This window comes from Advenella sp., from assembly GCF_052108595.1.
In the GTDB taxonomy this organism is placed as follows: Bacteria; Pseudomonadota; Gammaproteobacteria; order Burkholderiales; family Burkholderiaceae_B; genus Advenella.
On the sequence record NZ_JBQEAU010000016.1, the window covers coordinates 1 to 11,874 of the forward strand.

General features: G+C 56.8%; 12 protein-coding genes. 7 read left to right on the plus strand and 5 right to left on the minus strand.

What is annotated here, in order from left to right; genetic code table 11:
* The 7 genes from rsmB to ACTIKR_RS04685 all read left to right on the plus strand — a co-directional run.
* Positions 1 to 866: 16S rRNA (cytosine(967)-C(5))-methyltransferase RsmB (rsmB, locus tag ACTIKR_RS04655; RefSeq protein WP_442327232.1), on the plus strand; the 866-nt coding region annotated here is incomplete at its 5' end.
* Between the two features lie 100 nt (positions 867 to 966).
* The gene (locus tag ACTIKR_RS04660) at positions 967 to 1,611 is read left to right on the plus strand and encodes a DUF4390 domain-containing protein (RefSeq protein WP_442327233.1); all 645 of its coding nucleotides are present in this window, start codon (positions 967 to 969) and stop codon (positions 1,609 to 1,611) included.
* On the plus strand, positions 1,611 to 3,890 hold the full coding sequence (locus ACTIKR_RS04665; protein ID WP_442327250.1) for an ATP-binding protein: 2,280 nt from the start codon (positions 1,611 to 1,613) through the stop codon (positions 3,888 to 3,890). Before ACTIKR_RS04660 ends, ACTIKR_RS04665 begins: the two co-directional genes overlap by 1 nt.
* A gap of 78 nt (positions 3,891 to 3,968) precedes the next feature.
* Positions 3,969 to 4,685, plus strand: coding sequence for a response regulator (locus tag ACTIKR_RS04670; RefSeq protein WP_193088319.1), 717 nt, complete (start codon positions 3,969 to 3,971; stop codon positions 4,683 to 4,685).
* Positions 4,682 to 6,058 carry a Trk system potassium transporter TrkA gene (gene trkA, locus ACTIKR_RS04675; protein WP_193088318.1) on the plus strand — a complete coding sequence of 459 codons (1,377 nt, stop codon included), beginning with the start codon at positions 4,682 to 4,684 and terminating at the stop codon, positions 6,056 to 6,058. Before ACTIKR_RS04670 ends, trkA begins: the two co-directional genes overlap by 4 nt.
* Positions 6,059 to 6,067: 9 nt before the next feature.
* Positions 6,068 to 7,537 (plus strand): TrkH family potassium uptake protein, encoded by a 1,470-nt coding sequence (locus ACTIKR_RS04680; RefSeq protein ID WP_442327234.1) that lies wholly within the window; start codon positions 6,068 to 6,070, stop codon positions 7,535 to 7,537.
* 45 nt (positions 7,538 to 7,582) lie between these two features.
* Positions 7,583 to 8,047: a tRNA (cytidine(34)-2'-O)-methyltransferase gene (locus tag ACTIKR_RS04685; RefSeq protein WP_442327235.1), complete on the plus strand. Its 465-nt coding sequence runs from the start codon at positions 7,583 to 7,585 to the stop codon at positions 8,045 to 8,047.
* Positions 8,048 to 8,154: 107 nt separating this feature from the next.
* Here ACTIKR_RS04685 and hutG read toward each other — a convergent pair whose 3' ends face one another.
* The 5 genes from hutG to ACTIKR_RS04710 form a co-directional block, all read right to left on the minus strand.
* Entirely contained in the window at positions 8,155 to 9,105 is a 951-nt protein-coding gene (gene hutG, locus ACTIKR_RS04690; protein WP_442327236.1) for a formimidoylglutamase, read from the minus strand.
* A gap of 15 nt (positions 9,106 to 9,120) precedes the next feature.
* Positions 9,121 to 9,876: an amino acid ABC transporter ATP-binding protein gene (locus ACTIKR_RS04695; RefSeq protein WP_370540201.1), complete on the minus strand. Its 756-nt coding sequence runs from the start codon at positions 9,874 to 9,876 to the stop codon at positions 9,121 to 9,123.
* Complete coding sequence (locus tag ACTIKR_RS04700) at positions 9,873 to 10,541, minus strand: amino acid ABC transporter permease (protein ID WP_193088314.1); 669 nt, start codon at positions 10,539 to 10,541, stop codon at positions 9,873 to 9,875. The genes ACTIKR_RS04695 and ACTIKR_RS04700 overlap by 4 nt, the downstream gene beginning before the upstream one ends.
* A complete protein-coding gene (locus tag ACTIKR_RS04705) occupies positions 10,538 to 11,272 on the minus strand; it encodes a transporter substrate-binding domain-containing protein (protein ID WP_442327237.1) in 735 nt (244 codons plus the stop codon). Before ACTIKR_RS04705 ends, ACTIKR_RS04700 begins: the two co-directional genes overlap by 4 nt.
* 19 nt (positions 11,273 to 11,291) lie before the next feature.
* Positions 11,292 to 11,874, minus strand: a 583-nt coding sequence (locus ACTIKR_RS04710) for an IclR family transcriptional regulator (protein WP_442327238.1), incomplete at its 5' end; no start/stop codon positions are given.

Consider the following 11,874-nt stretch of genomic DNA (forward strand, 5'->3'; position numbering starts at 1 on the left):
GTAGCAATGTGCGCTGGGGTTTCCCCAAGTGGTGGATCGGCCGGGTTCGCCAGGCGTATCCGGCGCAATGGGAAGCGATACTGGCCAGCAGCTTTCAGCCGGGGCCGCTCACCCTTCGCGTCAATACACGCAAAACCAGCCGGGAAGCCCTGCTGGCGGTGTTGCAGGCGCAAGACATTTCTGCTTCGGCTATCGGGGACCATGGCGTGATTCTGGATCAGCCGCTGCCGGTGGCTAAAATTCCCGGATTCGAAGAAGGGTGGTGGCTGGTGCAGGATGCGGGTGCGCAATTGGCCGCCCAGCTATTGCCGGTCACTGATGGTATGCGGGTGCTGGACGCCTGCGCCGCGCCGGGCGGCAAAACGGCTGGCCTGTTGATGCAGGCCCGGCTGCAGCTGACTGCGCTGGATATCGACCAGGGTCGTCTGGAACGGGTAGCCTCGAACCTGCAGCGGCTCGATTTGAATGATGAGGGTGTGGTGCTGCGTGCCGGCAATGCGATTGATTTGAAATCATGGTGGGACACGCAGCCTTTTGACGCCATTCTTGCCGATGTGCCTTGCACCGCATCCGGGATCGTGCGTCGGCATCCCGATATCAGGTGGCTGCGCCACGAACAGGATATTGCCGACACTGTCGCACTGCAACGACGTATTGTTTCTGCCCTGTGGCAAACACTCAAGCCCGGCGGGACTTTGCTATACGTCACGTGTTCGGTCTTTCCGCAGGAAGGGATTGAGCAGGACCAATGGATGCAGCAGGCGCTTGAGGGCGCCGTCGCACTGCCATCACCCGGCCAGCTATTGCCCGGGCAGGGACAGGAGCATGATGGGTTTTTCTATTCATTGCTGCGCAAACAGGGCTGAACGCCCGTCGCGGGCGGTGAAGTCGCCCGCGACGGTTGGGTTGGGGTATTATAGGGGCACCGCAAGCGCCGGTGCTGCCAACCCCAATGACCTATTCCGGATGAAAACCCAGCCCGTTTCCATGTCAATTGCATTTATTCTCAGGCTTGCGCTGATCGTGCTTCTGGGCCTCGCCGCCAACGGTGGCGCCGCTTTGCACGCGCAAACTACCACTGCAGATGCTGACGCAGGCACCGGTGCTGCCGTGGCGACAATCAACAGCGTCGAAATCCAGCAGCAGGCAGACGGGTATGTCCTGAATGCCGACGTTGAGCTGCCGCTGTCGCATCAGTTGCAGGTGGCCGCCCAGCATGGCGTGCCGCTTTATTTCACGGTCGAGTTCCGGCTGGTGCAGCCACGCTGGTGGTGGTTTGACCGGCAAGTGTATGATCAATCGCAAACCTGGCGTGTGGCCTACAATGCGCTGGTGCGTCAGTGGCGCGTCACCTCGGGCGACTATTCAGTGCCGGAAATGTCTCTGGACGATGCCCTGCAAACCATTACACGAATCTATAACTGGCCTGTGGGACCGTTCACTGATCTGGATCCCGACCAGCATTATGAAGCGCAGTTTCGCATGAAACTGGATACCTCTCTTTTACCGCGGCCCTTTCAGATGGACGCCCTGGGCGGACGCGCCTGGGCCTTATCGACACCATGGAAAAATTTCGCATTTCAATTCTCGGCAATCGCGCCCAGTCCCTGATCAAGTGGGTCGTGCGACTGGTATTTATTGCCGCTGTGCTCGCGGCCCTGGTTCTGATGGGGCTGCTGGTGCGCTCTACCGGCAATTCCTCAAAACTGGCGCAGCAGTACGACCTGCTGCTCCTGCTCAACGGGGTGCTGGCGCTTGCGTTGTTCCTGTGGGTCTCGATGCTGACCTTCCGCCTGATCCGGCAACTGCGGTCCAGGCAATTTGGCGCGCGACTCACTTCGCGTTTTGCGCTGGCGTTTGCGGTAATGGCGATTATTCCCGGCGTGGTGATCTACCTGCTTTCCGTACAGTTCATGTCGCGATCGGTCGAATCATGGTTCAACGTCAGGGTCGATAGCGCCCTGCAATCGGGCCTGACACTGGGGCAGGCATCGCTCGATAGCCAGGTGGGCGATTTGCTGTCGCGCGCCAGGCTGATGGCCGATGATCTGTCGACCGTTCCCGATCAGGAACTGTCGGTGGCGCTGACCCGTTTGCGTGAAAATACCACGGTGGGCGATGCCCTGGTGTTCACTATCTCCGGCAGCCGGGTGGTCGGGTTTTCCAGTTCCTCGTTTGGCAGCCTGTTGCCGCAAATGCCGCCGGTGTCGGTGTTGAACCAGCTGCGGCTGTCGCGCTCCTATGCCCGTACCGAGGCGGTCGAAGGCACCGATTTCGAAAATCCGCAGCTGCGCATTCGCGTTATCGTGCCGGTGTTTTCCAATTCCTTCAAGCTTGACGCGCCCCTGGGCGCTTCGCCCGAACCGTATCTGCTGCAGCTGACCCGACTGGTGCCGGAAAATATCGGCAGCAATTTGAATGAGGTGCAAAAGGGATTCCGGGATTATCAGGAACTGGCCTTGTCGCGCCAGGGCATCCAGAAACTGTATGGCATTACCTTGACGCTGGCGCTGCTGGTCACGCTGTTTACGTCCATTGCCGTGGCGCTGGCCATCGCGCGACGCCTGGTCAAGCCGCTGCTGACACTGGCTTCCGGGACCCAGGCAGTCGCTGTTGGCGACTACCGGCCGTTGCCCGAACCCACGGCCATGGACGAGATTGGCCTGTTGACCCGCTCATTCAATGCCATGACGCGCCAGCTTGATGAAGCGCGCCGCCAGGTTGAAAGCAATAGCATTCAGCTGGAGCGCTCCAATGCGTATCTGGAAAGTGTGATGGCCGGTTTGTCTTCGGGGGTGATCGTATTTGATGAGCGCTTCAATGTGACGACAGTCAATAAAGGGGCCCAATCGATTCTGGATGTCGACCTGCGCTCAGTGCCGGGGCGGCCGCTGGAAGTGATCGATTCGCTGATTGAGTTTACCCGGCAGATTCGCAAGGCATTTGCCGATCACGCTGCGGTGGGGTCCGAGCGCCATTACTGGCAGGAGCAGATCACCCTGTCGACCAGTAGTGAAAGCGACGAAACGGACGATATTACCTTGTTGATGCGCGGTACACGGCTGCGCATTGACGGACGCCCCACGGGCTATGTCGTGGTGTTCGACGATATTTCAGAGGTGATTTCGGCTAACCGGGCCCGCGCCTGGGGCGAAGTGGCGCGACGACTGGCGCATGAAATCAAGAATCCGCTGACCCCGATTCAGCTGTCGGCCGAACGCCTGGCCATGAAGCTGGAAGGGCATCTGGACGAGCGCAATGCCGGGATCCTGGCACGCTCGACCAATACCATTATCAATCAGGTATCATCGCTGAAAAAAATGGTGGATGATTTCCGCGAATACGCAAGAACGCCGCCCGCGCAAATGCAGCGTGTTGACATCAATGCATTGATTTCCGATCTGGCCATCCTGTATGGTTGGGATCCGGAAGGCAATGGGCATCATGACGAGCCGTTGTACCGCCACATCCGCCTGGACCTGGCGCCAGATCTGCCGCTGGCCGAAGCCGACCCGACCCAGTTGCGCCAGGTTCTGAACAACCTGCTGTCCAATTCCCGCGATGCCATGGCCGAGCTGGAACTCGAAGGCGATGAGCCCGGAATCACCATTCGCACCACACTTACGCGGTCTGAGAAGGATCAGAGCGCGGCCGGACAGGCAATTCGTATTACACTTGAGGACAGAGGTGGTGGATTTTCTGCCAAGGTATTGCAGACGGCCTTTGAACCCTATGTCACGACCAAGGCGCATGGTACGGGGCTGGGACTGCCCATTGTGCGTAAAATAATCGAGGAGCATGGTGGCCGAATTGATATTGCCAATCGCAAGGACGGTGGAGCCCGTGTCTCAATATTACTCACGCGGCTGACTCCGAAAACAGGCAATTAGCGCATTCCCGTGGTTATAATTGAACCCGGAACTTTGATCAGTACCAAAATGCAGTCAGAAAGTAATAGGTGACAAGATATGGCCAGAATTCTGGTGGTTGACGATGAAATTGGTATACGCGAACTTCTGTCGGAAATTTTATACGACGAAGGTCACACCGTAGAGCTTGCAGAGAATGCTTCGCAGGCACGCGCCGCTCGCCTGCGCTACCGGCCCGATCTGGTGCTTCTTGATATCTGGATGCCCGATACCGATGGTGTCAGCCTGCTCAAGGAATGGGGCTCCCAGGGTTTGCTGGATATGCCAGTCATCATGATGAGCGGGCATGCGACAGTAGACACTGCGGTTGAAGCCACCCGCATTGGCGCTATGGATTTTCTTGAAAAACCCATCACGCTGCAAAAACTGCTCAAGACCGTGCAGGCCGGCCTGATGCGACCGCACGCCAAACAGGTCATGGCATCGGCAACCAATGGCGCCAACCGCGCGCCGGCCGCAGCACCTGCTGCCAGACCAGGCACGGTGGCGGCGCCTGCCGCTGCGACGGTCCAGGGTACGCAGGTTGCGGCTGAGCCGGAGACGCCGGTGCAAGGGTCGCAACTGGGCAGCATTTCACTTGACCAGCCACTGCGCGATGCCCGGGACGAATTTGAGCGCGTCTATTTTGAATATCACCTGGGTCGCGAAAATCACAGCATGACCCGGGTATCGGAAAAAACCGGCCTGGAACGCACGCACCTGTATCGCAAGCTGCGTCAACTGGGTATTGATTCCTCACGCAAACGCAATTCATGAAGATCCTGATCCTTGGCGCAGGGCGCGTTGGTGCGAGCGTCGCCGAGAATCTTGTTTCTGAAAAAAACGATATCACGATTGTCGACACCGATGGAGAGCGCCTGCGCTACCTGCAGGACCGTATTGACCTTCGTGGCGTGCAGGGCGACGCTTCTATGCCCGAAGTGCTGCGCGCGGCAGGCGCCGATGATACCGACCTGCTGGTTGCCTGTGCGGCTACCGATCCGGTCAATCTGGTTGCCTGTCGGATTGCCAAAGATGTCTTCAATATTCCGCGCCGCATTTCCCGTGTCCGCAGCTACGATTTTTCCAGCAATCCAGAGCTGATCAAGGAGAGCTTTGGCGTTGATTCCGTGATCAGCCCTGAAAACAGTGTCACTACCTACCTGCACAGCCTGATCGAATTTCCGGAAGCCCTGCAGGTAGTGGAGTTCGGCGGGGGCCGCTTAAGCCTGCTGATCATCCGCATCGGCCGGGTCAGCCCGCTAATCAATGTACGCGTCAATCAGACCGGCCACAATTTACCGAACATCAATGCCCGCGTGCTGGAAATTTTCCGCAATGGGGCCTCGGTGGCGCTGGATCATCAGTCTGCCATTGAGCAAGGTGACGAGCTGGTTGTTGCTGTCGATACGCAGGAAGGCAAGGAGGCGGTAGCCAAGTTGCAGTACGTTTCGCGCAAGGTGCGTACCGTCATGATTGCAGGCGGCGGCAATATCGGCTACCGGCTTGCCCGCAAGCTGTCCGAAGGCAGCTATAACGTGCGTATTTTGGAAAGCAACCGCGAGCGTTGTGAGACCCTGGCAACCCTGTTGCCCAGCAAAGTGCTGGTCCTGCATGGCGATGCGACCGATGAGGCCCTGCTCGATAACGAAAATATCGAAGAAATGGACACGTTTCTGGCTGTCACCAATGATGATGAAGACAATATCATGTCGTCCTTGCTGGCCAAGCGGCTGGGCGCACGCAAGGTTGTGGCCCTGATCAATCGCAAGGCCTATGGCGAATTGATGGAAGGCAGCCTGATCGATATTGCTGTCTCGCCTTCCCAGGCGACCATTGGGGCCTTGCTACGTGATGTGCGGCAAGGCGCCGTGGTCGCCGGACATCGGCTGCGCTGGGGCAATGCCGAAGCCATTGAGTTTGAAGTCAATGGCGACAGCAAAAGCTCCCAGGTCGTGGGCAAGTCCATTGCTGAATTGAAACTGCCAAGAACCGCCATCGTGGCGGCAATTTTGCGCGAAGAGGACGTTATTCTGCCCGAACCGGCAACGATTATCGAGCCGGGCGATCATGTGGTGGTTTTTGCCGGCAATCGGCACGATATGCGGCGGGTCGAAAAACTCTTCCAGGTTTCCGTGTTTTTCTTCTAGGCAGCCTACATGCGCAATATTCTGAATGTCCTGCATGCGCTCAGCCTGACAATGCTTGGCTTTTCCACCGTACTGCTGTTTCCGCTGGCCGTCTCGCTTTATTTTGAAGATGGCGCGCACAATGCCTTTCTGATCAGCCTGGGTATCTCGCTGGGGATATCGGCCGTGCTATGGAAGCTCACCAGCAGCTCCAAGGCTGAGCTCAACGCACGCAACGGGCTGCTGCTGGTATCACTGGTCTGGCTGGTGTTTCCGCTGATCGCTTCGCTGCCCTTCGTGATCGATGCCAGCATAGAAGGGTATTCGCTGAGCTTTACCCATGCGTATTACGAAGCCATGTCGGGAATTACGACCACCGGTGGTTCGGTGTTGAACAATATCTCGGCGTTGCCGCCTTCGGTCAATATATGGCGTGTCACCCTTATTTGGGTAGGCGGTATGGGCATTCTGGTGTTGGCCGTTGCCGTCATGCCGCTGCTGGGCGTGGGTGGTTACCAGATCATGCGTGGTGAAATTCCCGGCCCCATGAAGGAAGAAAAGCTGACGCCTCGCATTGCCGGGACAGCCAAGGCGCTGTATACCATTTATATTTCGATATCAACGCTATGCGTCATCAGCTATCGGTTGGCGGGCCTGTCGTGGTTCGACGCCTGGTGTCATGCGGCATCCACTATGGCATTGGGCGGTTTCTCGATTTACGATGACGGTTTTCTGCATTATGACTCCCCCATGGTCGATGCAGTTGCCTGCGTATTCATGGTCCTGGCCGGCATCAGCTTTGCCACGCATTACAACGTGTTGAGGCATCGCAATCTGCGTTATTACATCACCTGTCCGCAAACAAAAGTATTCGTCGGCATTATGGTGCTTGGCGGGCTGGGCGTCAGCGTCTGGCTGTATTTTGATGGCATCTATCCAAGCATGCTCGAAGCGCTGCGTTTCGGCATGTTCAATACCATATCGCTGGCCACGACCACAGGCTTTGCCAATGCCGACTATCTGCACTGGCCGGTGCTGCTGCCGGTTCTGATGCTCATGTTGGGCAGTTTTTCTTCGTCCGCCGGCTCCACCGGTGGTGGGATCAAGCTGATTCGGGTCATTGTGATTTTCAAGCAAATTGGCGCCGAGCTGCGCAAGGTGTTGCACCCGCATGCCGTTTGTCCCGTGAAGTTGCACCGGCGGATCGTGCCGCCGGCGATTATTTCATCCATCATGGTGTTCGTGCTGGTGTTTGTTATCATGAACGTAGTGCTCACCGGCGTGATGGTGGTGTCCGGCCTGGACTTCACTACGGCATCATCGGCGGTCTTTGCCAGTCTGTCCAATATCGGTCCGGGCCTGGGCGCCGTTGGGCCCATGAGCAATTACTCCGGCCTGAGCGATTTTCAGATCTGGGTGTGCACTTTTGCCATGCTGATCGGCCGGCTGGAGTTCTTTACCGTTCTGGTGCTCTTTACGCCCGGATTCTGGAAAAAATAAGGCGCCTATTATGCCCGCACACTTATCGCTCAGCTGACGTTGCCCATGCTCCATATCGCCCTGTTCGAACCCAAAATTGCGCCCAATACCGGCAATATTATCCGGCTGATCGCCAACAATGGCTGCTGGCTGCATTTGATTGAGCCCATGGGGTTTCGCATTGATGATGCAAAAATGCGCCGCGCTGGACTGGATTATCACGATCTGGCCAAGGTGACAATTTACCCGGACTATGCCGCGTTTGTGGCCAGCGTGCCTGGTCAGCGGATATTTGCCATCACCACTAAAGGCACGCGCGCCTATACCGATGTGGCGTTTCAGGATGGGGATGTGCTGCTTTTTGGCGCTGAAACCACAGGGCTTGCTCCCGAGGTCATGGCGACCTTCGCCAACAGCGAACGTCTGAGAATCCCGATGTTGCCCAATAACCGGAGCCTGAATCTGTCCAATGCCGTGGCCATTATCAGTTACGAAGCATGGCGGCAACTGGGGTTTGCGTCGGGCAGCTAGCGTTGATGACGCCTGAATGCTGGCCGGAAAAAGCAACATTTCCCACAATCAGCCAGGCGCTAAAGCGCGGCAGGCGCGTTACGGCCCACAGCGTCTGAATACTTACATCATGCCGGTTGCAGATATCGCCAGATCAGCCTTGCTGCGGTTTTAGCCGTCAGCCCGTCATGGTCATGCTCAGGGTTGACCTCTGCTATATCCAGTAGTCGCAGCTTGCCCGACTCCTGGGCCATACCCAGAATCGTTTCGACGACCGTCAGGCCCACGCCGTAAGCGGCTGGCGCAGATACGCCAGGCGCCTGCCAGGCTGGGAGCACGTCCATATCAATGGTCAGATAAAGATGAGACGCCTCCTGCAATTGCGCAGCCACAAACTGCCGGATCTGCGGTAACTGGCTTTCCTGCATCTGCGTGTCTTGCAGATAGGCGACATCCAGTTCCCGTGCCCGGTCGAACAGGGCAGGGGTATTGGACAGGAGCGAGACCCCCAGGCAGCAATAACGAACAGACCGACCGTGTTGCGCCGCGTGTTCCAATACCTGGTCGAACGGGGTGCCCGAGCTGCCAGGCCGGCTGGTACGTAAATCAAAATGCGCATCCAGATTAAGCACCAGCACGGTACCCGACTGCGCCGTTGTCTGCAAATGCTGATCCAGTCCCAGATAACTGCCGTAGGCAATTTCATGACCGCCGCCGATGACAGCCAGGCGTGAAGAGGTGTTGAGCAGGGCGCCAATTCTGTTTGCCAGCTGTCGTTGCGCCAGTTCCAGGTCATGGCCTTCGCATTCAATATCGCCGGCGTCGTAAAGGCGTTGCAGTTTATGGGCAGGCAGACCGGCAAGCGCCCCACGCACATGGTCCGGCGCCTGACGTGCGCCGATGCGGCCATAGTTACGACTGACGCCTTCGTCGCAGCAAAACCCCAGAACAACCGCTTGCCCGTTCAAAGCGTCGGGAAGACTGTTACCCAGTGGCTGGGCAATTTGGTGGATCCGGCAGGTATCACCACGTTCGGAAGCGTCCACTCTGCCATGCCAGGAAAATATTGCTTTTGTCATTATGATCAGTGAAATTCAAGCGTTCAGGACGGCCTGCAAAAATGAACGGGTACGTTCATGCGCCGGCTGCGTAAAGATGACAGAGGGGAGGTCTTCTTCAAGGATGACACCATGATCCATGACCACCACTTTGTCAGCGACATCGCGGGCAAAGCCCATTTCGTGAGTAACGACCAACATGGTCATGCCCTCGCTGGCCAGCATTTTCATAACCTGAAGCACCTCGCCCACCAGTTCGGGATCCAGCGCCGAGGTTGGTTCGTCAAACAGCATGACCTCCGGCTCCATGGCCAGCGCCCGGGCGATGGCCACGCGCTGCTTCTGGCCGCCAGACAGGCTGGCAGGCATTGCCTGGGCTTTTTCCTGTAGTCCCACTTTTTCCAGTAACGACAATGCGAGTTTTCGCGCATCGGCATCGGTGGTTTTTTTCAGCGTCTTGGGCGCAATCGTGACATTGTCCAGTACCGACAGATGGGGAAACAGATTGAACGACTGGAACACCATGCCGACGTTCATGCGCAGTGCATTCAGGTCTTTTTCGGCGATCAGTTTGCCGTCCTTCAGCAGCGCCTGCCCGTTGATTGTGATATTGCCTTTTTGCGCCGTCTCCAGGCCATTGCAGCAGCGCAACAGGGTGCTTTTGCCTGAGCCGCTGGGCCCGATCAGGACCACGACAGAGGAGCGTGCAATATCCAGGCTTACGCCCTTGAGCACTTGATGATCACCGTAGTATTTTTCAACGCGATCAAGATGAATCATGGATGGCGTCATTGAACCATTCCTCCGGCTTTGAGTGAGTTTTCTACTTTGCGCAAGATGAACATTGCGGTGGCGGTCAGCACAAGATAAATGAGGGCAATGACCAAATATGTTTCAAGTGAACGATATGACACGCTGATAATTTTCTGGCCTTCATGCATCACATCGTGAATCGTCAGCAAAGATACCAGGGCAGAGTTTTTGATGAGCGCGATAAACTCGTTGCCCAATGGCGGGATCATGCGTACCAGCGCCTGGGGCAGAATGATTTTACGCATGGCCTGGCGCGTAGACATGCCCAGTGACCTGGCCGCTTCGCCCTGGCCTTTGTCCACGGATTGAATGGAGCCGCGAACAACTTCGGAGACATACGAGGCCGAATACATGCCCAGCCCCAGTACGCCGCACAGGTAGGCCGGCAAAAGAATGCCAAATTGGGGCAACCCGAAGAACCAGATAAATAACTGTACCAGCAGGGGTGTGCCGCGGAAAATCGTCAGATAAGTGCTGCACAACATATAGATAAATTTGCGCTCGGGATTCAGGCGCCCGATGCCGATGAGCAAACCGACGAAGCACGAGAGCAGCAATGCGCCGGCAGTCACCTCAATGGTCACCAGGGTCCCGCGCAGCAAAGGTTCCCAGCCGGAGAGGACAGGAGTGAAATCCAGATTCATGATTTGGCCTCAAACCATTTGTCCACGATCTTCTGATAGGTGCCGTTGTCACGGATTTTCTTCAGCGCTGCGTTCAGCGCATCATGCACTTGCGGTTGTGATTTGCTCACGGCAATGCCGTATTCTTCAGTGGTGATCTGGTCGTCCAGAACGATAAAATCCGGATTGTGCTGGGCGTAGAGTTTGGCGGCCGGCCTGCCGGTCACTGCCGCATCGGCGCGGCCGATCTTAACCAGATTGAACATTTCTTCATTCTTTTCCACTTCGACGCGCTTGACGTTGGGCAAATGCTCGGTCAGATAGTTGACCGATTTAGTTCCGACCTGGACCGAGACTTTCTTGCCATCCAGGTCCTTGATGCTTTTGATATTGTTGTCTTTCTTGGTCAGTACGACCAGGCCGCCCGCATAGTACGAATCGGTAAAGTCCACAACATTTTTGCGCTCTGGCGTAATGTAGATGCCTGAAATGGCCGCATCTGCGCGACCGGACACAATGGCAGGAATCAGGCCCTTGAAGTCAATGTTGGTCAGTTCTATCGGGCGGTTCATTTCTTTGCCCAGCGCATGCATCAGTTCAATATCAAAGCCGGTAGGTTTGCCATCCTGGAAAAACTCCATGGGTGGAAAGGTGGCGTCGGTGACCACGCGCAATGGCGCATCGGCAGCAACAGAAAGGGAGGGTGCTGCCAGGCCAAGAGCCAGCAGAGCGGTAAGAAAAAATGTCTTCATGGAAGTTCCTTCACGTGAGTTAAACCAGGAGCGCTTTAAGCGTGGTTGAAATATTGGCTGCAGCCTTCACGGTTGCATCAATCAGTTGCTGACTTCGTGGCAGGGCCCGGGCAGTGGGCGCCATCAGGGTAATGGATCCAAGTGCGATCCGTTTGTGTTGAAAGAGCGGGGCGCTGACGCCCCAAACCCCGTCGTCTACTTCGCCTTCGGATACCGCAAAGCCTTGCTGCTGAATTTGGCGCAAATCTGCCGCCAATTGCTCGGCTTGCGTGCCGGTTAGCAAATTCTGCTGCACGGCTTCCTGCACAATTACCTGCTGCTTGGCTGCGGGCAGAAAGGCCAGCAGGGATTTGGCGGACGCCCCGCGGATCAATGGCAGCGAGCGCCCCTTGACGAATGAACAGCGCAGGGAATTTGTGCTTTCGACCATATCCAGGCAGACCGCCATCGCATCCAGCGCAACCAGTATGCCGACCGATTCACCGGTCTGGGTGGACAGGGTCAGCATATCCCTGCGTGCATGCTGCAAAAGAAAGGACGATTGACTGAAGCCCCACGCCAGCGGCAGGCATCCGGGGCCGGGCATGTACTGGCCCTGTGAT

What these genes read in the sequence shown, in the direction of transcription:
- ACTIKR_RS04660 (WP_442327233.1), top strand. Translation starts at nt 967, where the DNA reads ATGAAAACCCAGCCCGTTTCCATGTCAATTGCATTTATTCTCAGGCTT.
- ACTIKR_RS04670 (WP_193088319.1), top strand. Translation starts at nt 3,969, where the DNA reads ATGGCCAGAATTCTGGTGGTTGACGATGAAATTGGTATACGCGAACTT.
- trkA (WP_193088318.1), top strand. Translation starts at nt 4,682, where the DNA reads ATGAAGATCCTGATCCTTGGCGCAGGGCGCGTTGGTGCGAGCGTCGCC.
- ACTIKR_RS04680 (WP_442327234.1), top strand. Translation starts at nt 6,068, where the DNA reads ATGCGCAATATTCTGAATGTCCTGCATGCGCTCAGCCTGACAATGCTT.
- ACTIKR_RS04685 (WP_442327235.1), top strand. Translation starts at nt 7,583, where the DNA reads ATGCTCCATATCGCCCTGTTCGAACCCAAAATTGCGCCCAATACCGGC.
- hutG (WP_442327236.1), bottom strand. Translation starts at nt 9,105, where the DNA reads ATGACAAAAGCAATATTTTCCTGGCATGGCAGAGTGGACGCTTCCGAA.
- ACTIKR_RS04695 (WP_370540201.1), bottom strand. Translation starts at nt 9,876, where the DNA reads ATGACGCCATCCATGATTCATCTTGATCGCGTTGAAAAATACTACGGT.
- ACTIKR_RS04700 (WP_193088314.1), bottom strand. Translation starts at nt 10,541, where the DNA reads ATGAATCTGGATTTCACTCCTGTCCTCTCCGGCTGGGAACCTTTGCTG.
- ACTIKR_RS04705 (WP_442327237.1), bottom strand. Translation starts at nt 11,272, where the DNA reads ATGAAGACATTTTTTCTTACCGCTCTGCTGGCTCTTGGCCTGGCAGCA.